We start from the raw sequence: 19757 nt of genomic DNA, 5'->3' as shown, positions 1-19757 counted from the left end.
CCTTATGGATTATATCATATATTATTTTGATTTTCTTGCTAAAAAGCTGCCAGCCAGTAAAAAAGTTGGAATCGACGACATTCCGATAATTAACAGCCAATCACGAGCAGGAATCGCAACCGTATGGAAAATCATTTGCAATGGCTCATAATAGATGACCGCAATCATTAGCAATAAAGAAGATAATACAGCGCCAACTAAATATTTATTTCCAAAAGGATTTCGTGAAAAGATGGAACGGTCGCTTCGGCAATCAAACACGTGAATAAGCTGCGTTAACACTAATGTAGCAAAAGCGACCGTTTGAGCGTATTCCAAATTGTCCGGATTCGCACGATAGACAATATAAAAAGCAATCAAGGTGGAAAGACCAATCAAAAAACCGCGAGAAATGATCTTCCACCCAAGTCCCCTTGCAAATACGCCTTCGTTTGGACTACGCGGCTTTTGCTTCATCACATCATCTTCTGGCGCATCTAGACCTAAAGCCATCGCGGGTAAACCATCTGTCACTAAATTGACGAATAAGATTTGAATAGGCACCATCGGCAACGGTAAGGCACAAAGCATGGCAAAAAACATCACCAAAATTTCTCCTACATTCGAAGCTAATAAATAACGAATAAACTTCCGAATATTTTCATAAATATTCCGTCCCTCTTTAATCGCTGATTTAATCGTCGCAAAATTATCATCCACTAATATGAGGGAGGAGGCTTCTTTGGCTACATCCGTTCCTGTAATCCCCATCGCTACCCCAATATCCGCTGTTTTAATAGCCGGGGCATCATTCACTCCATCGCCGGTCATCGCTACGATATGCCCTTTATTTTGCAGAGCCTTTACAATTTGTAGTTTGTGCTCTGGTGACACACGAGCGAACACCGCAACATCTTCCACTATTTCTTCTAGCTCTTCAAACGACAAATCATTTAATTGCTTCCCTTCAACTACCTTCTCCTTGCCCTTTAAAATACCGAGTTGCGCAGCAATCGCTTTAGCGGTTGTCACATGGTCTCCCGTAATCATCACTGTTTTAATGCCTGCTTCTCGACATTCTTTAATAGCTTGCTTCACTTCAGGACGAGGAGGATCAATCATTCCTTGCAGCCCCATAAACGTTAAATTCTTTTCAGCTTCCTCTTCATGTAACACGACATGTCCAGCCGCTAATGGCTTATAGCCTACCGCAATCATCCGAAGAGCAAGTGAAGCTAGTCCTTCCATTTCTCGATGAACACTTGCTTGATATTCTTTATTCAAAGGAGCCATTTTCCCATCCCACAAAATTGATTCACAGCGAGCAAACAGGACATCTGGAGCTCCTTTCGTCACAACAAAATGCTTTCCTGCTTCATCTTTTATGATGACACTCATCATTTTTCGTGTCGAATCAAATGGAAATTCCTTCACAATTGTAAATTTCTCAAACAATTGCTCTCTCGTTAACCCTGCTTTTAAGGCGGCAACAAACATTGCTCCTTCCGTTGGATCGCCGTCTAACGTAAACCGATCTCCTTTTCTCACTAAATCAGCTTTATTGCACAGCATACCGAATGTTAACAATTGAAGCAATGATTTTTCCCCTTGTAAAGAAACAGCTCGTTCACCGTCTAGAAATTCTCCTTCAGGAGCGTAGCCGGTCCCTGTAACATCCCATGTCTTTCCGCCGCTCCATAGCTTTGTCACTGTCATTTTGTTTTGTGTCATCGTTCCTGTTTTATCCGAACAAATAACCGATGCACAACCGAGCGTTTCAACAGCAGGAAGCTTACGAACAATCGCCCGCTGCTTAATCATACGTTGCACACCTAGCGACAAGGCAACCGTCACAATAGCCGGCAAGCCTTCAGGAATAGCTGCAACCGCAAGCGACACCCCTGCTAAAAACATCGTATACACGTCATGTCCTTGTAATACACCTGTCAGTACTACAATAACCGTTAACACGAGCGCCGTCGCAATTAAAATTTTACCAAGCTGCTCCAATCTACGTTGAAGCGGTGTAATCATCGTTTCAGCCGTTTGAAGCAAGTGGGCAATTTTCCCCATCGCTGTATCCATTCCAGTGGCGATGACAATCCCTTTACCGCTTCCTCTCGTTACCATCGTCCCCATAAACGCTTTATTCTCTTCATCACCAATACCATCCGCATCAAATAAAAGCTGCTCAGATGTTTTAACAGCCGGCTGTGATTCACCTGTTAAAGCAGATTCTTCAATTTCTAAACTGAATGATTCAACAATTCGCAAGTCTGCTCCGATTCGGTCACCGCTTGCAAATTTTAAAACATCCCCAACAACGACTTCCTTAGAAGGTGTTTTTATCCATTTATTATCACGTAACACATAGACTTGCGGAGCAGACATCTCCTTTAAAGCATCTAAAGACTTCTCTGCTTTTCGTTCTTGAAAAAATCCAAGAATCCCGTTTAAAAACACAATTGCAATGATAGCAATCGCATCTACATATTCACCTAGTATCCCCGAGATAAGCGTTGCGACCAATAATACGAGCACCATGAAATCTTTAAACTGGGCAAAAAATAACAGTAACGCAGACTGTTTTTCGGCTTCTTGAAGTTCATTAAACCCATGTTTACGCTGCCTTTTCGTCACCTCATCTTCGCTCAATCCAAGCTTAATGCTTGTTTGAAGAGCATTCTCTATTTCTTGCGTCTTCATTTCCCGGAACTTCATCGAGCATCACACATCCTCTGCATAATAGTAGAAAAGTGGCGGCGGGATTATTTACAGAAACAGATAATGTGCACGATCTAAGCAGTACTCCCCCTCCTCTAACCTTGACAAGCTCCAACCATCTCTCCTCCCATACATATTCAGACTCGTCCAAAAAAATGCTATAATGATTATGAAAAGTAGTACAAGTCTCGATTGCTTACAAGATAGTAGTTACTTCACTCAATATTTGAAAAAGGATGTAGAATATATGTCATTTGACGGATTATTTACAAAGGCGATGACAGAAGAAATCGCTTCTTTACTAAAAGGCGGCCGTATTAATAAAGTGCATCAGCCTTATAAAAATGAATTAATTTTAGTGATTCGAGCAGGCAAGAAAAATTTCAAATTATTACTCTCTGCTCATCCAAGCTATGCAAGAGTTCAACTAACAGAAGAAGATTATGAGAATCCCAAAGAACCGCCCATGTTTTGCATGCTGCTCAGAAAGCATCTTGAAGGATTTACGATTGAGGATATTCGTCAACATGAATTAGACCGAATCATTATTTTGGATGTAAAAGGACGTAACGAACTCGGCGATTTATCTCAAAAACAATTAATGATTGAGATTATGGGTCGCCACAGCAACATTATTTTAGTTGATCAAGAACGAAATATGATTCTCGATAGTATTAAACATGTATCCTATGCAGTGAATAGTCACCGCGCTATTTTGCCAGGGCAAGAGTATAAGCTCCCTCCTGCACAGCACAAACAAAACCCATTTACTGCTTCTACAGAAGATATCGTAAAACAACTAGATTTCAATGCAGGCAAATTAGATCGTCAGCTTGTGCAACAGTTTGCTGGAGTCTCTCCTTTATTCGCTAAAGAAGCCGTTCATCTCGCTGGACTTGCTAATTCGGACACATTGCCAGGAGCTTTTCTTGCATTAATCCATACACTTTCTAAGCAAGAGTACATACCTACTATGATATCGGATGGAAAAAAAGACGTGTTTTATATGCTTCCTTTACAGCATCTTTCCGGCGAGGCTAAATCTTTCTCATCGCTCAGCCAAATGCTCGATCGTTTTTATTTTGGTAAGGCTGAGCGTGATCGTGTTAAGCAGCAAGGGCATGACCTTGAACGATTTATCACAAATGAGGTGGAAAAAAACCGAAAAAAAATTGGAAAGCTTGAGCGAACTTTACAAGAAACCGAACGCAGCGAGCAATATCAATTATATGGCGAATTACTAACCGTGAATTTATATCAAATGACAAAGGGACTAACAGAAATTGAAGTCGTCAATTATTATGATGAAAATGAAAGCACCGTCGTTATTCCACTTAATCCACAAAAAACACCGACAGAAAACGCCCAGCATTATTTTTCAAAATATCAAAAAGCAAAAAATGCGGTCGCCATTGTCCAGGAACAAATTGAAAAAACAAAAGAGGAATTACACTACTTTGAAACGTTGCAGCAGCAGCTACAATCCGCTTCACCAAAGGATTTAGAAGAAATTCGTGAGGAGTTGCAAGAAGAAGGCTACTTACGCCAAAAACAAAAAAAAGGCATGAAAAAACCAGCTAATGCCAAACCGCAGCTTGAAACATATCACTCTACAAACGGAGATATTATTTTCGTTGGAAAAAACAATAAACAAAACGATTACTTAACGAATAAATTTGCCCGTCGCGATGAAATATGGCTTCATACGAAAGACATTCCTGGTTCACATGTTGTCATTCGCAACGAAGCACCGAGTGAACAAACGATTACAGAAGCCGCTATTTTAGCCGCTTATTATAGTAAAGCCCGACAATCAAGCTCTGTCCCCGTTGATTATACGAAGGTGCGTCATGTAAAAAAACCAAGCGGCGCAAAACCTGGCTTCGTCATTTATGAACAGCAGCAAACCCTGTTTGTTACACCAGACGAAGAAATCGTCATTCAATTAAAAAATAATGAATAATACGTAAGAGGCTGTTTTACAACGTTCTTTCTCATTCAAACGTTGTAAAACAGCCTATACATTCTTTTATTCTCTAAACAAATTCAATGACTTCATGTGCAAAACAAATGCATGGTCACTATCAGTCAAAATCCTCTTATACTTATCGTCCACGTTATAACCAGCAATCAACAGCGCCATCATCATTTGCTGATGAGTCATTCCAAATATGCCGCGTGAGAATAAGTATTTCAAAAATTTCTTAGTCTGCTTTCCATCAGAGTACTGTTTTTTCAAATTAAAGAGCGTGGCAAGCTTTATCACATCGACCTCTTCAGTAGTTAACATCGACTGACACGCAGCAAACACCTCTGTCAAACGTTGCTGATAGAGCTCGGAAAGAGCATGCTCATTCAAAAGCTGTTCAATATCACGCTCTAAAATATTCTCACATACTTTTCCATGTAATAGATAATCCCACACAACGCCTTCTCTTAACCCATGCTTACTTAAAATAAGTTGTTTATTCTGTACATAATCCATAATCGTTACAACGAATAATAAAGCACTCGGAAAGATGGCTGCTCGCTTCTTAGGGAGCTCCTCTACCTCTAAACGTTCCTGTTCTGTTAACGTTCGCAGCTCTCCAAAAATAGCTTGAACGCGTTCAAAGGTTAACGAATAATTATGCTGAATCGGCAACGGATAATGTTTTTTCGCACGATCATACTTTCCAATGGTTCGCATCGTTCCGCCAACACCAATGATCGCATCAATTTCTATGTCCTTTAGCCATTCAACACAGTCCAGCATCGCTGTAAAAGATTGAGTCATTTCCATACCAAGCTGATCGTCAATCGTATTCGTAGATTGGAATCGGTCACAAATATTTAATGAACCAACTGGTAAGCTAATTGATTGTTTCATTTCTCGATTACTAACATACACAAGTTCTGTACTGCTCCCGCCAATATCAACCATTAAATAATTGTCGAGTGCGAAACTATTAACAATGCTATAGTATCCTAGATACGCTTCTTGTTGACCGGAGATCAACTCAACTTCAATTCCGATTTGTTCTTTTATTAATTGAATAATTTCCTGTCCATTAGCCGCACGACGTAAAGCCTCTGTTGCTACACAAAAGATTTTGCTCACTTTGTTGCGAATCGTTACATGCTGAAATCTAGTTAAAACCGTCATAATTTCCTGAATCTTTTCTAGCTTTATGTAATCCCCTTGTTGTAAATTAGCCCCCAAACGAACATAAGCCTTATAATCGTTATCATTGACGATTTTAACGGGATTAAAATAGTTCCCACTGACTTCACAAATAATCATATGAAAGGAGTTCGAGCCTATATCAATGACCGCTATCCGTTCCATACCAATCCTCCTTAACCATTATTACAAATTAAGACAAATTCGCTTACGTTATTATACACTACTTCTCTTTCTCTTACGTTAGGCTAGCATTTCATTTTATTAAAAATTTCGTTAAGATTCTTAAAATGATGGCTATGTTAACGTGTTGATGTATACGATTTTTAACAGAACCAAAATAATAAAAAAACGCCCTACCGTTTTTAATACGGTAGGACATTCTTTTTCTTTTAAGCATCAATCCAAGAAGGATCTTCTGGATTTTCACGCCATTTCGTTAGCTTTTGCAGTTCGCCTTCATTAATATAGCCTTTTTCTTTCGCTACTTGTACAAGTGTCGAATAATCGCTGATCGAATGAGAAACTAACCCTTCAGCTGCTAGTTTTTCTTTTCCTTTTTCGAGCTCATATGTAAAGATCGAAACAATACCAAGTACATCACAGCCAGCTTCTCTTAGTGCTTGTGCAGCTGTAATCGCACTGCCGCCTGTCGAAATAAGGTCTTCTACAACAACAACTTTTTGACCTGGCTTTGCGCTGCCTTCAATTTGATTCCCTTTGCCGTGCTCTTTTGCTTTCGAGCGAACATAGCACATTGGGAGATTCATTAAATCACTCACCCATGCTGCATGGGCAATTCCTGCTGTTGCTGTTCCGGCAACTAATTCCGTACCAGGAAAATGCTCTTCAATTAATTGCTGCAAACCGCGAGCGATATCTTGACGAATAGTTGGATAAGAAAGCGTTAAGCGATTGTCGCAATAAATCGGTGCCTTCATTCCTGAAGACCATGTGAAAGGATCATTCGGCTGTAAGTACACCGCTTTAATTTCTAATAGATGTTGTGCAATAGTTTGTTTTAACATGAAATTCCCTCCCAAGCATTCTTCATCGATAAATAGGATTGTAATGGGTTATCAGCTTTCGTAATCGCTCGACCCACAACAATGAAATCTGAACCGAGCTCTCTTGCTAGTGCTGGTGTCGCAACGCGCGCTTGATCGTGCGTAGCTCCTGTTGCATTACGGATACCAGGCGTTACCGTTAAAAATTGTGAACCAATCACTTCATGGATTCGCTTCACTTCATGAGTGGAACAAACCACACCATCCAGTCCTGCTGCATTTGTAAGAGACGCATAATGCAGGACAGCATCCTCAAGTGAACCAAGGATATTCTGTTCTTTATTCATTTGCTCTTCTGTTGTACTTGTTAATTGCGTAACCGCAATACATAGCGGTCGTTTTTGACCGCCTGTAGTCCCAGCATCTAAACCTTCTAGTGCTGCTTCCATCATTTTTTGGCCGCCAGCGGCATGAACATTGACCAAGTCCGCTCCTAAGCTAGCAAGACCTTTCATCGCCATTTTCACTGTATTCGGAATATCATGAAGCTTCAAGTCAAGAAACACATCATGTCCTTGCTCTTTTAAATATGAAACCATCGCTGGACCATTTTGATAAAAAAGCTCCATACCGACTTTCACGAACAATTTTTCGGAACCGAAAGGCTGTAAGAACTTTTTCGTTTCTTCTAGATTAGGAAAATCAAGCGCAATAATCAGCGAGTTATTCATCTTATTTCCAGCTCCTTCCCGTACATTGTGAAATATGATCAAAGCCAAGCTCATCAAGGAGCGCTGGAAGCTCATCGATAATCGTTGGACAAACAAATGGATCAACAAAGTTTGCTGTACCAACTGCCACTGCACTTGCTCCCGCATAGAAAAACTCAATCACATCTTCAGCATTCGTAATGCCGCCCATACCAATAATCGGTAGAGAGGTTTGCTGACTTACTTCATAGATCATGCGAAGAGCAACTGGTTTAATCGCTGGGCCTGATAAGCCGCCTGTTCTATTCGCAATAATCGGTTTACCTGTTTTTAAGTGCAGACGCATGCCGACTAATGTATTAATCATCGTTAAACCATCAGCACCGCCCGCCTCGACTGCTTTCGCCATTTCAACGATATTCGTTACATTTGGAGATAGCTTCACGTACACCGGAACACTTGAAACGTCTTTCACCGCTTTTGTTACTTTTTTTGCTACTTCTGGATCCGTTCCGAAAGTAATCCCGCCTTCTTTTACGTTCGGGCAGGAAATATTTAATTCAAGTGCATGTACATTAGATGCTTGACTAATTTCACGCGCTACTTCCACATAATCTTCTATCTGTGAACCAGCAATATTCGCAATAATCGGCACATCATGGTTACTTAGCCATGTTAATTCCTCTGAAATGACTTTTTTCAGACCAGGATTTTGTAAACCGATTGCATTCAACATTCCAGCATCTGTTTCCGCAACCCGCGGCGTTGGATTACCGAATCTTGGCTCAGGTGTTGTTGCCTTAATCATGATTGCACCAAGCTTACTTAAATCGTAAAATTGGCTGTATTCACGGCCAAAACCAAAGCAGCCTGATGCTGGCATAATTGGATTTTTTAATGAAAGACCTGGTAATTCAATTGACAGTTTGCTCACAGTATCACCTCTCCAGCACGGAAAACCGGTCCGTCACTACATATTTTTTTATAAGAAGATCCTTCCCCACTGTGACAAACACAAGCAAAGCAAGCACCGACTCCGCAGCCCATTCTTTCTTCTAATGACAGATAGAGAGGCTTGTCCGAATATCCCGTTTCTAACGCTTTTAACATCGGTGTTGGACCGCAAGAGTAAATCGCTTTATAGGAATCAGCTAAATCTTTCATCACATCCGTTACAAACCCTTTTGTACCATGTGATCCATCGACTGTAGCAATATAGGTTTCCCCTAAAGCGGCAAACTCACGCTCATAAAACACGGCTGATTTTGTTTCAAAGCCAAGCACATGAATCACTTGAACACCTTTAGCTACAAGCATTTGCGAAAGCTGGTAGAGAGGAGGAACACCAATTCCTCCGCCTACTAACAGCGCTGTCTCACCGCTTTCTACTGCATCAACTGGGAAGCCATTTCCTAATGGTCCAAGTACGTCCACTGTTTCAGCTTCTGTTTTTTTAGAAAGCAACTTCGTACCCTTCCCTCCTGCACGATAAATCATCGTAAAGGACTGTTCATGTTGATTAAAGGAACAGATGGAGATCGGACGTCTTAATAACGGATCCAGACCATCGCTCGTTTTTACATGGACAAATTGACCAGGTTGTTTCATTTCTTCGACTAATTGTCCTTGTAAAGTCAACTCAAAGATAGCTGGCGCCAATTCTTTATGTGACAAGACCTTCATCGTTTCCTTTACAATCATGAAAAGCTCACCTCACGACTTTTTTCTGATTTCTCCATCGCTTCTGCAGAGAATGTCATCGATTCAATCACTCGTAGTATTGCTTCTGCCGTATCAAGTGACGTTAAGCAAGGTACACCATTTTCAACAGATTCACGGCGAATTTTAAAGCCATCTCGTTCTGGTTGTTTTCCTTTTGTTAACGTGTTGATCACAAATTGAGCTTCCCCATTACGAATTACATCAAGTAAGTTTTTACCTTCTTCACCAATTTTACCAACCGTTGTAACCGGAATACCTGCTTCTGTAATAGATGCTGCAGTTCCGCTTGTTGCAATTAATTTGAAGCCAATATTGTGGAAGCGTCGCGCTAATTGCAGAGCTTCTTCTTTATCTTTATTAGAAACGGTTAAAAGTACGGAACCGTGACCTTGAATTTTTATACCAGAAGCAACAAGGCCTTTGTATAATGCTTTTTCAAGTGTACGATCTTTCCCCATTACTTCACCCGTTGACTTCATTTCTGGTCCGAGCGTAATATCTACTCTTCTTAATTTCGCGAAAGAGAAGACTGGAACTTTTACATATACACCCGCTTTTTCTGCTACCAAGCCATTTTCATAGCCAAAGCTTTCTAATGAATGTCCTAAAATCACTTTTGTCGCTAAGTTTGCCATTGGGACATTCGTAATCTTACTTAAGAATGGTACCGTACGGCTAGAACGTGGATTTACTTCGATCACGTACACTTCACCTTGGCTAATAACATATTGAATATTTAGTAAACCAATGATGTTTAAGCCTTTGGCTAAACGTGTTGTATAATCAACAATCGTTTCTTTTTGCTGAGCTGTTAAGCTTTGTGTTGGGTAGACAGCAATGGAATCCCCAGAGTGAACACCCGCACGTTCAATATGCTCCATAATTCCTGGAATTACGACCGTTTTACCATCGCTAATCGCATCTACTTCAATCTCTTTTCCTGTTAAGTAACGGTCAATAAGAACTGGATGTTCTGGATTAATTTTTACTGCATTTTTCATATAATGTAAAAGTTCTTCCTCGTAGTAAACAATTTCCATCGCACGACCACCTAATACGTAAGAAGGACGAACTAATACTGGATAGCCAATTTCTTTTGCAATCACAACGGCTTCTTCTACAGATGTTGCTGTTTTTCCTTTTGGTTGTGGAATATTAAGTTCGTGCAGAGCATGTTCAAACTTATCACGGTTTTCCGCTCGATCAATATCTTCTAATGATGTACCGAGAATTTTCACGCCTCGTTCCACTAATTGATCTGCCAAGTTAATCGCTGTTTGGCCACCGAATTGAACGACAACGCCTTCTGGTTGCTCAAGGTCAATGACATGCATCACGTCTTCAATTGTTAGCGGTTCAAAGTACAGTTTATCTGAAATACTGAAGTCTGTTGATACGGTCTCTGGATTGTTATTAATGATAATCGCTTCATAACCTGCTTCTTTAATTGCCCATACGGAATGAACCGTAGCATAGTCAAACTCAACACCTTGACCAATACGGATCGGACCTGATCCTAGAACAACAACGCTTTTCTTGTCTGTGACAATCGATTCATTTTCATCTTCATATGTGCCATAGAAGTAAGGAGTTTCTGATTCGAATTCCGCTGCACATGTATCAACCATTTTATAGACAGGAACAATGCCTAATTGTTTTCTTGTTTCATATACATGTAACTCTGTCACATCTGCTAATTGAGCAATCGTTTTATCAGAAAAACCAAACTCTTTTGCTTTTCTTAATACGTCTGGATTAAATGGATCTTCTTTCACTTGTTGTTCGAAGTTGATAATTTTGTTCAGCTTATGAAGGAAGAATAAATCAATTTGACTCCACTCATGAATCGTTTCAATCGTTACGCCACGGCGAAGTGCTTCACCGATATAGAATAGACGCTCATCGCCTGCAATGCGAATTCGCTTTTCAATTAGGCCGTCTTCTAGCTCTTCTACGTTTAATCCTAAGTGATATAAACCTGCTTCAAGTGAACGAACGGCTTTTAAAATCGATTCTTCAAATGTACGGCCAATCGCCATAACTTCTCCCGTTGCCTTCATTTGCGTACCAAGCGTACGGTTTGCACTTTCAAACTTATCAAATGGCCAGCGTGGAATTTTTGTCACGACATAGTCAAGCGCCGGTTCAAAACTTGCATACGTTTTACCGGTAACTGGATTCATCATTTCATCAAGTGTTAAACCGACTGCGATTTTGGCTGCCAATTTTGCGATTGGATAACCTGTTGCTTTTGAAGCAAGTGCAGATGAGCGACTTACTCGCGGGTTTACTTCGATGACATAATATTGGTAGCTATTCGGATCAAGCGCTAGCTGAACATTACATCCACCTTCAATTTTCAAAGCACGAATAATTTTCAAAGAAGTATTTCGAAGCATTTGATACTCACGGTCACTTAACGTTTGACTCGGTGCAGCGACAATGGAATCCCCTGTATGAACACCAACTGGGTCGAAGTTTTCCATGTTACACACAACAATTGCGTTATCGTTTGCATCACGCATTACTTCATATTCAATTTCTTTAAAACCTGCGATACTTTTTTCAAGTAAGCATTGGTGTACAGGACTGCTTTTCAAACCGCCCTCTACGATTTCAATTAACTGTTCTTCGTTTTCACAAATTCCGCCGCCAGTTCCACCTAGCGTAAAAGCTGGGCGAACAATAACTGGGTATCCAATGCGTTCAACAAACGCGTACGCTTCTTCTAAAGAGTGAATGATGTCACTATCTGGTACAGGTTCACCTAAATCATTCATTAATGTACGGAATAAGTCACGATCCTCTGCTTGCTCAATCGCATCAAGCTTTGTGCCGAGGATTTGCACGTTGCATTCTTCTAAAATTCCTGCGTTTGCTAGTTCAACCGCCATGTTCAGTCCTGTTTGACCGCCAAGTGTTGGAAGAAGAGCATCTGGACGTTCTTTACGAATAATTTTGCTTACAAACTCAAGTGTAATCGGTTCAATATACACAGCATCTGCGATTTCACTGTCTGTCATAATCGTTGCCGGGTTCGAGTTAATAAGGATAACACGGTATCCTTCTTCTTTTAAAGCGATACACGCTTGTGTACCTGCATAATCAAATTCCGCTGCCTGGCCAATGATAATCGGGCCAGATCCAATCACTAAAATGCTTTTAATATCATTACGTTTCGGCATATTAAATCCCCACTTTCTTAGATGCTTCAATCATCTGCATAAATTCATCGAATAAGTAGTTTGCATCTTCTGGTCCTGGTGATGCTTCTGGATGGTACTGTACGGTAAACGCAGGATACTGTTTATGACGAAGCCCTTCAACCGTTCCATCATTTAACGCAACATGTGTAATTTCTAACTCTGTCTTCGCAACAGATTCTGTATCTACTGTGTAACCATGGTTTTGAGATGTTAAGCTTACTTTCCCTGTGCGTAAGTCTTTAACTGGGTGATTCGATCCACGATGACCGAATTTTAATTTCTCTGTATCTGCACCATTCGCAAGAGCAAACAATTGATGGCCTAAACAAATTCCGAATAGTGGCACTTCTTTTTGAACTGTTTGAATCATCTCAAGCGTTTGTGTTACCGTTTTTGGATCTCCAGGTCCGTTAGAAAGCATAATGCCATCCGGATGGAAGCTTAACACTTCTTCAGCTGTTACATTATACGGTACAACAACCACATCGCAATTTCTGTTATTTAATTCACGTAAAATTCCGTGCTTCATGCCGTAATCCACAAGCACAACACGCGGTCCGCGACCTGGGCTAAAATAAGCTGATTTTGTTGACACACGTTTTACTTGATCAGCAGGCAATACCGTTGCTTTTAGTTGCGAAATAATTTCTTCTGCATTTTTCTCAATGCTGCAAATCGCTCCTTTTAACGTACCGTGCTGACGGATAATTCTTGTTAGTTTTCGCGTATCGATTCCGCTGATTCCCGGAATATTTTTATTTTTCAAAAACTCATCTAATGATAATTGGTTACGCCAGTTAGATGGAAATTCAGCTGCTTCTTTCACGACAAAACCTGCAACTGCTGGAGAAACTGATTCAAAGTCATCACGATTGATTCCATAATTCCCGATTAGCGGATATGTTAATGTGACAATTTGTCCACAGTAAGAAGGATCCGTTAAAATTTCTTGATATCCTGTCATCCCTGTATTAAATACAACTTCTCCAATTTTATCAATATCACTTCCAAATGCTTCACCAATAAACACTGTACCATCTTCTAAAATAAGTTGTCTTTTCATCACTGTCCACTTCCTTTTTGCCATGCTGTCTTACCTTCAGCTATTGTTAATACCGGCCATCCAAAACATTTCATGCCGTTAAATGGTGTATTTTTTCCTTTTGATGCAAATTCCTCTGCGTTAATTTCTTGCTCTGTTTCTAAATCGAGTAACACAATATCCGCTAGTGCGCCTTCTTTTAATTGCCCGTATGGAAGTGCAAAGTTCTCAGCTGGTTTTACTGTTAAGAAATCTACAAGCTGTTGTAATGTAAGTACGCCTTTTTTCACAAGATGTGTATAAAGGAGCGGGAATGCTGTTTCTAAACCAACGATTCCAAACGGTGCTTTTTGCATACCTTGTGCTTTTTCTTCTGCTGTATGCGGTGCATGATCCGTTGCAATAAAATCGATTGTTCCATCTAATAATCCTTCAATCAGTGCTGCTTGATCGTCAGCGCCTCTTAACGGAGGATTCATTTTATAATTTGTATCTAGCCCTGGAATGTCATCTTCACATAATAATAAGTGATGCGGTGTTACTTCAGCTGTCACACGAATGCCTGCACGTTTCGCATCGCGTACTGTACGTACAGATTCTTTCGTACTAATGTGACAAACATGGTAATGACATCCGGCTGCTTCAGCAAGCAACACGTCGCGGGCGATATGTACAGCTTCGCATACAGACGGAATGCCGTTAATGCCTTGTTGTGCGGAGAACTTTCCTTCATGAACAGAGCCGCCATTAATTAAACTATTATCTTCACAGTGTGCAACAACCGCCATATCAAGCGCTGCTGCCTGCTTCATCGCTTCAAGCATCATGCCTGCTTCTTGTACACCTACACCATCATCTGTGAAAGCAAATGCTCCGCTTAGTTTTAAGCTTGCGAAATCTGTAAGCTTTTCTCCTGCTTGATTAACGGTAATAGCCGTATACGGTAGTACGCGCACATGTCCTGTTTCTTCAATCTTTGTATTTAATGCTTCTAGTGTTTCAACAGAATCCGGAACTGGCTTCGTATTCGGCATAGCGGCTATTGTTGTAAAGCCTCCTCTTGCTGCGGCTAACGTTCCTGTAGCAATTGTTTCTTTATGCTCGCCACCCGGCTCACGTAAATGAACATGCAGATCAACAAATCCTGGAGCAACTAACAAGCCTTTTGCATCAATAACCTCCGAACCTTCCGTTGGCAAGTTTTCTCCGATTTTTGTAATGCGTTTACCTTCTATTTCTATATCGACTTGCTTGAATTCATTATTATTGAGTAATACTCCATTTTTGATGACTGTTTTCATGTAAAGTTCCCCCTTCAAATTGTTCAAGTACATTTTTCAATACGGCCATTCTTACAAATACACCATTTTGCATTTGCTTAAAAATTCTTGAGCGGCTGCATTCTACTAATTCACTATCAATTTCTACACCTCGGTTGATTGGTGCTGGATGCATAATAATCGCGTGCGGCTTCATCATTTGCTCGCGCTCTTTTGTCAATCCATATTGCGTTAAGTAATCAGTGATTTCTGCGTTGGAATCATGTCTTTCGTGTTGAATTCTAAGCAACATCACTACATCGCTTGTCGCAATCGCTTGATCAATCGCTTCATACTCCCCAAGACCGCTGTTTTCATCAAACCATTCTGGTGGGCCTGAGAAAACAACCTTCGCTCCGAGACGCGTAAGCGCAATCGCATTAGATCGTGCCACTCGACTATGCGTTATATCACCAATTATCGCAATTTTTAATCCTTTGAATGTATTAAATTCCTGTTTAATGGTCAATAAATCGAGCAAAGATTGAGTTGGATGATGTCCGCAGCCATCCCCTGCATTAACAATTGGAATATTTAACTGCTTCCCAAGTAATTGCTCGAAATAATGATCTTGCTCATGTCGAATCACCAAAGCTTGAACACCGATAGACTCTAATGTTCTCGCTGTATCATAGAGTGTTTCTCCTTTCAGCACGCTTGAAGCACCTGCATCAAACGGAATCACTTCTAAACCTAGTTTGCGTTCAGCCATTTCAAAGCTTGACTTTGTACGTGTGCTCGGTTCAAAGAATAAATTAGCTACCATCATTTGCTGCTGTGGTCTCCATACTGCGCCGTTGGCAAACTGCTCGGCTTCTGCAAGAATATGCTCCATTTCAGAAATCGTTAACTCGTTCATTGTTAATAATCTTTTCATTGATCCTGCTCCTCCCACAATTTTGTGAGGCAGGGGGTTTTATACAAAAAACACCCCGCCAGTTAAGGACAGGGTGTGGGCTAGAAAGACGTGGTAGAAAAAGTATCTACCTACTGTCTTTACTGCGAACACCCTTTTAAGCCTCTCTGGACTTCTTTTAAAAGGTGGTTAGTTATTTTATTACGTCTTATTATAGTATTACATTATTGTTCAAACATGTCACCATTATTTTTTTCACGACCTGGTAATACAAGGTTAAGGACTACTCCAACGATAGCCGATAAAGCCATACCCGATAATTGAACATTACCTGGTAAGTTAATAAAGGCGCCCCCGATTCCTAAAACAAGTACGACAGAAGCAATCATTAGGTTACGTTTTTGGTCAAAATCTACTTTATGATCAATCAGCATTCTTAATCCACTTGAAGCGATAATTCCAAATAACAGGATTGAAACTCCGCCCATAACAGCTCCTGGAATTGAACTAATAACCGCTGACACTTTACCAACAAAGCCGAATAATAAAGCAGTCACAGCTGCACCACCGATGATATACACACTAAATGCTCGTGTCATCGTTAGCACACCGATGTTTTCACCGTAAGATGTAAGCGGAGGCCCTCCGATAAATGATCCGATCATAATCCCTGCACCATCCCCTAAAATGGAACGATGTAAGCCTGGCTTTTCAAGGAAGTTTCTACCGACTACTTTACTTAATACCATTTGATGTCCGATATGCTCGGATAAAGTAACGATGACAACTGGAATCATAATAGCAATCACAGACCAAGAGAAAACCGGTGTGTATGTTACAAATGGAATTAACAGATCGGGTGCTGCAATCCATTCTGCTTCTTTAATTCCAGTAAAATCAACGATTCCTGCATATACAGAGCAAGCATATCCAACAATAATCCCTACCAAAATCGGAATGATGCTAAGAAAACCTTTAAAAAATACGTTACAACAAATGATTGTGATTAGAGTAATAAGGGCAATCATAATATGAGTTGTACTGTAAACAAGTACTTCGGCACTTGAATCTTCGTACATCGCCATTTTTACGGCTGTACCTGCTAAACTTAAACCAATGACCATAATAACGGGTCCTACAACAACCGGCGGTAATAAGTTCATTAACCATCTAATACCCACTTTTTGTATAATTAAAGCAACAACTCCATACAATAAGCCGGCCGCAAAGCAGCCAATCATCGCTGCCTCTGGTCCACCTAATGCTTTCGCTGCAAGAATTGGTGTAATAAAAGCAAATGAAGATCCGAGATAAGCAGGAATTTGTCCCCTTGTAATTAATAAGTACGCTAATGTTCCAAGACCGCTTGATATTAAAGCAACTGCTGGACTAAGCCCTACTAGGACAGGCACTAAAACCGTTGCTCCAAACATCGCGAATAAATGTTGTAAACTTAATGTAATCCATTGTCCTGCTTTCGGGACATCCTCGACATCTAACAAGACATCTCTTTTTGTTTCTTTCATGATGTAATCCTCCTAGTATGCTGCAACAATCTCTGATGTCATAAAAAACCCTCTTTGCTTATTTACAAAGAGGGTTACCTAGAATGTGCAATCGCATGCACTGAGTACACATTCTAAGATTGTGACCCCCTTTGTCAGCCTCTCTGGACTGCCTGTTAAAAGGGAATATTTTATTTTTCTAGTATACTTACTTGATCAATATCATCAATTTCTGTTAACGTAACAGAAATTTTCTCTGATTGAGATGTAGGTACATTTTTCCCAACGAAATCGGCGCGGATCGGCAATTCGCGATGACCGCGATCAACAAGAACTGCGAGTTGAATTTGTGAAGGTCTGCCAATATCAACTAGAGCATCTAATGCTGCTCGTACTGTTCGACCTGTAAACAGCACATCATCTACTAAAACCACCGTTTTATCCGTAATATCCACGTTGATATCTGAACCTTTTACTAATGGTTCACCGTCAGTTGTCTTCTTCGACAAATCATCGCGATACATGGTAATATCGATTTCACCAATTTGAATGGCTTTGCCTTCAATCTGCTGAATTCGTTCAGCAAGGCGGTTAGCCAAATAAATTCCACGTGTGCGAATGCCTATTAACACACAGTTTTCAATCCCTTTGTTTTTCTCAATAATTTGGTGAGCAATTCTCGTTAGCGCTCTGCGTATAGCTTGTTCGTCAAGGACGATTGCCTTTTCATTCAAACTAGCCACCTCCATCCATTTTATATGATGGACACTTTAACAAAAAAATTCTCATACCTTCAAAAGGCATGAGAATTTTGTAACATCCGTAATAGGCAATCCTATCCCATTACTCATTCCGTTACCTTCTCAGCCTCTCTGGACTGTGTTAAAGGTTCATTAAGTTATTATTATAATAAAACGTTTGCGTAGTATTGTCAATTACTTTTTCGTAAATAATCGAGTAATTCAACAAAATCTTGAGGAAGCGGTGCCTCGAATTCTAAATATTCTTGTGTACGAGGATGCACAAATCCAAGTAACCCTGCATGAAGCACTTGTCCATTGAACTTCAACGTTTTCTTCGGACCATATTTTGGATCACCCGCAAGCGGAAAACCAATATACTTCATATGAACACGAATTTGATGCGTTCTTCCTGTTTCAAGCTGACATTCTACTAATGTATGAGCTTTAAAACGCTCGATCACACGGAAATGAGTAACGGCATGCTTCGAATTCTCTTCTGTAACTGTCATGCTTTGGCGATCTTTTTTATCACGACCAATTGGTGCGTCAATTGTTCCATAATCATGAGGAATAACCCCGTGAACAACCGCTTGATATTTACGCGTCACCGTTTTATCTACTAATTGCTGTACAAGGCTTTCATGTGCTACATCATTTTTGGCTACCATAAGTAAGCCAGATGTATCTTTATCAATTCTATGAACGATTCCAGGACGCATCACCCCATTAATACCAGATAAGTCTGTACAATGAGCCATTAAGCCATTTACAAGTGTACCGGAATGATGTCCAGGCGCTGGATGCACAACCATCCCTCTTGGCTTATTAACGACTAGTACATCCGCATCTTCATAATAGATATCTAAATCCATCGGTTCAGCAACAACATCTAGCTCCTCGAGTTCTGGAATTGTAATTTCAACGAGGTCTCCTGCACTGCATTTATAATTAGTTTTCACAACAGCTCCATTTACGAGCACATGCTGCTCTTTAATCCACTGCTGAATTTGTGTGCGTGACCCTTCTTGATTTAACGTCGATAACGCTTTATCAATCCGTACTCCTTGTAGTGTTTCATCTATGCTGTATTGCAATTTATCCATTTTTTTTCTCCTTAGCGAGTTTTTCTTCTAATATCATGTAAATAATAAGTAGTCCGACTCCAATCGTTAACGCAGCATCTGCTACATTAAAGATTGGGAAGCTATAGGTAAAAATATACGTATGTACAAAATCAACTACCTCTTGACGAAATACGCGGTCGATAAAATTCCCAATGGCCCCGCCGAGCATAAAAGCTAATGAAACACCGATTAAGACGCTTTGCTTCGCCATTTTCTGTATGTAATAAACAAGAGCAATTACAACACCAACTGTAATTATATAGAACAACCACATTTGTCCTTCTAGTATTCCCCATGCAGCCCCGCGATTTCTATGTGAAGTAATATACAAAAGGTTTTCAATTACTTCAATGCTGTCACCATACTCCATCTTTTTCACAATCATCCATTTTGTCAGCTGATCCATTACAATTACAAAAAGGGCAATTACGTAATACCGCATCACACTTCCCCCAAACTAATTCAATCTTTACTTATGCATTGTAGCATAAACAACGATTTCATGGCGAATGTGAATGAGAAAAGCTCAAGACACTCTAGTCAGTCCCTCAAATCGCTTATCCTTTCTATCCACCAACAAAAAGACGTTGCAGATATGTCCTCTACAACGCCTTTCCGTATTACTATACTCCACACTTAACGGGCAATAAGGCCCTC

Annotated in this window: 15 protein-coding genes; 1 reads left to right on the top strand and 14 read right to left on the bottom strand. The window is 40.3% G+C overall.

Annotated elements, in window-relative coordinates; genetic code table 11:
• Nucleotides 1–21 precede the first annotated feature (21 nt).
• Nucleotides 22–2700: a cation-translocating P-type ATPase gene (locus ACE199_RS01870; RefSeq protein ID WP_375348341.1), complete on the bottom strand. Its 2679-nt coding sequence runs from the start codon at nucleotides 2698–2700 to the stop codon at nucleotides 22–24.
• A gap of 250 nt (nucleotides 2701–2950) precedes the next feature.
• Between ACE199_RS01870 and ACE199_RS01865 the strand changes: the two genes are divergently transcribed.
• A complete protein-coding gene (locus ACE199_RS01865; RefSeq protein ID WP_375348340.1) occupies nucleotides 2951–4666 on the top strand; it encodes an Rqc2 family fibronectin-binding protein in 1716 nt (571 codons plus the stop codon).
• A 66-nt stretch (nucleotides 4667–4732) separates the two neighbouring features.
• On the opposite strand, the gene ACE199_RS01860 is transcribed toward ACE199_RS01865, so the two are convergent.
• From ACE199_RS01860 to lspA, 13 genes are all read right to left on the bottom strand, one after another.
• Nucleotides 4733–6031, bottom strand: a complete 1299-nt coding sequence (locus tag ACE199_RS01860; RefSeq protein ID WP_375348339.1) for a Ppx/GppA phosphatase family protein — start codon at nucleotides 6029–6031, stop codon at nucleotides 4733–4735.
• 227 nt (nucleotides 6032–6258) lie between these two features.
• On the bottom strand, nucleotides 6259–6894 hold the full coding sequence (gene pyrE, locus ACE199_RS01855; protein WP_127759731.1) for an orotate phosphoribosyltransferase: 636 nt from the start codon (nucleotides 6892–6894) through the stop codon (nucleotides 6259–6261).
• On the bottom strand, nucleotides 6888–7604 hold the full coding sequence (gene pyrF / locus ACE199_RS01850) for an orotidine-5'-phosphate decarboxylase (protein ID WP_375348338.1): 717 nt from the start codon (nucleotides 7602–7604) through the stop codon (nucleotides 6888–6890). The genes pyrE and pyrF overlap by 7 nt, the downstream gene beginning before the upstream one ends.
• Nucleotide 7605: 1 nt before the next feature.
• Nucleotides 7606–8508 (bottom strand): dihydroorotate dehydrogenase, encoded by a 903-nt coding sequence (locus ACE199_RS01845; protein ID WP_375348607.1) that lies wholly within the window; start codon nucleotides 8506–8508, stop codon nucleotides 7606–7608.
• 5 nt (nucleotides 8509–8513) lie between these two features.
• A complete protein-coding gene (locus ACE199_RS01840; protein ID WP_375348337.1) occupies nucleotides 8514–9284 on the bottom strand; it encodes a dihydroorotate dehydrogenase electron transfer subunit in 771 nt (256 codons plus the stop codon).
• Nucleotides 9281–12490, bottom strand: coding sequence for a carbamoyl-phosphate synthase large subunit (gene carB / locus ACE199_RS01835; protein WP_252283261.1), 3210 nt, complete (start codon nucleotides 12488–12490; stop codon nucleotides 9281–9283). Before carB ends, ACE199_RS01840 begins: the two co-directional genes overlap by 4 nt.
• Nucleotide 12491: 1 nt before the next feature.
• On the bottom strand, nucleotides 12492–13574 hold the full coding sequence (locus ACE199_RS01830) for a carbamoyl phosphate synthase small subunit (RefSeq protein WP_252294166.1): 1083 nt from the start codon (nucleotides 13572–13574) through the stop codon (nucleotides 12492–12494).
• Nucleotides 13574–14854: a dihydroorotase gene (locus ACE199_RS01825; RefSeq protein ID WP_375348336.1), complete on the bottom strand. Its 1281-nt coding sequence runs from the start codon at nucleotides 14852–14854 to the stop codon at nucleotides 13574–13576. Before ACE199_RS01825 ends, ACE199_RS01830 begins: the two co-directional genes overlap by 1 nt.
• Nucleotides 14817–15749: an aspartate carbamoyltransferase catalytic subunit gene (locus tag ACE199_RS01820; protein WP_375348334.1), complete on the bottom strand. Its 933-nt coding sequence runs from the start codon at nucleotides 15747–15749 to the stop codon at nucleotides 14817–14819. The genes ACE199_RS01825 and ACE199_RS01820 overlap by 38 nt, the downstream gene beginning before the upstream one ends.
• Nucleotides 15750–15952: 203 nt before the next feature.
• Nucleotides 15953–17254, bottom strand: coding sequence for a solute carrier family 23 protein (locus tag ACE199_RS01815; RefSeq protein WP_375348333.1), 1302 nt, complete (start codon nucleotides 17252–17254; stop codon nucleotides 15953–15955).
• 170 nt (nucleotides 17255–17424) lie between these two features.
• Nucleotides 17425–17982 carry a bifunctional pyr operon transcriptional regulator/uracil phosphoribosyltransferase PyrR gene (gene pyrR, locus ACE199_RS01810; protein ID WP_252294159.1) on the bottom strand — a complete coding sequence of 186 codons (558 nt, stop codon included), beginning with the start codon at nucleotides 17980–17982 and terminating at the stop codon, nucleotides 17425–17427.
• A gap of 182 nt (nucleotides 17983–18164) precedes the next feature.
• Entirely contained in the window at nucleotides 18165–19079 is a 915-nt protein-coding gene (locus ACE199_RS01805; RefSeq protein ID WP_375348332.1) for an RluA family pseudouridine synthase, read from the bottom strand.
• A complete protein-coding gene (lspA, locus tag ACE199_RS01800) occupies nucleotides 19072–19542 on the bottom strand; it encodes a signal peptidase II (RefSeq protein WP_252289922.1) in 471 nt (156 codons plus the stop codon). The genes ACE199_RS01805 and lspA overlap by 8 nt, the downstream gene beginning before the upstream one ends.
• Nucleotides 19543–19757: the final 215 nt, after the last annotated feature.

It is taken from the genome of Peribacillus sp. Hz7, assembly GCF_042136355.1.
In the GTDB taxonomy this organism is placed as follows: domain Bacteria; phylum Bacillota; class Bacilli; order Bacillales; family DSM-1321; genus Peribacillus; species Peribacillus asahii_A.
The sequence above is the reverse complement of the archived record's forward strand: the minus strand, read 5'-3'. Positions and strand labels throughout refer to the sequence as shown.

Excerpts from the sequence above, each read along its gene's own strand:
- ACE199_RS01870 (WP_375348341.1), bottom strand. The coding sequence starts at position 2,700 with ATGAAGTTCCGGGAAATGAAGACGCAAGAAATAGAGAATGCTCTTCAA.
- ACE199_RS01865 (WP_375348340.1), top strand. The coding sequence starts at position 2,951 with ATGTCATTTGACGGATTATTTACAAAGGCGATGACAGAAGAAATCGCT.
- ACE199_RS01860 (WP_375348339.1), bottom strand. The coding sequence starts at position 6,031 with ATGGAACGGATAGCGGTCATTGATATAGGCTCGAACTCCTTTCATATG.
- pyrE (WP_127759731.1), bottom strand. The coding sequence starts at position 6,894 with ATGTTAAAACAAACTATTGCACAACATCTATTAGAAATTAAAGCGGTG.
- pyrF (WP_375348338.1), bottom strand. The coding sequence starts at position 7,604 with ATGAATAACTCGCTGATTATTGCGCTTGATTTTCCTAATCTAGAAGAA.
- ACE199_RS01840 (WP_375348337.1), bottom strand. The coding sequence starts at position 9,284 with ATGATTGTAAAGGAAACGATGAAGGTCTTGTCACATAAAGAATTGGCG.
- carB (WP_252283261.1), bottom strand. The coding sequence starts at position 12,490 with ATGCCGAAACGTAATGATATTAAAAGCATTTTAGTGATTGGATCTGGC.
- ACE199_RS01830 (WP_252294166.1), bottom strand. The coding sequence starts at position 13,574 with ATGAAAAGACAACTTATTTTAGAAGATGGTACAGTGTTTATTGGTGAA.
- ACE199_RS01825 (WP_375348336.1), bottom strand. The coding sequence starts at position 14,854 with ATGAAAACAGTCATCAAAAATGGAGTATTACTCAATAATAATGAATTC.
- ACE199_RS01820 (WP_375348334.1), bottom strand. The coding sequence starts at position 15,749 with ATGAAAAGATTATTAACAATGAACGAGTTAACGATTTCTGAAATGGAG.
- ACE199_RS01815 (WP_375348333.1), bottom strand. The coding sequence starts at position 17,254 with ATGAAAGAAACAAAAAGAGATGTCTTGTTAGATGTCGAGGATGTCCCG.
- pyrR (WP_252294159.1), bottom strand. The coding sequence starts at position 17,982 with ATGGAGGTGGCTAGTTTGAATGAAAAGGCAATCGTCCTTGACGAACAA.
- ACE199_RS01805 (WP_375348332.1), bottom strand. The coding sequence starts at position 19,079 with ATGGATAAATTGCAATACAGCATAGATGAAACACTACAAGGAGTACGG.
- lspA (WP_252289922.1), bottom strand. The coding sequence starts at position 19,542 with ATGCGGTATTACGTAATTGCCCTTTTTGTAATTGTAATGGATCAGCTG.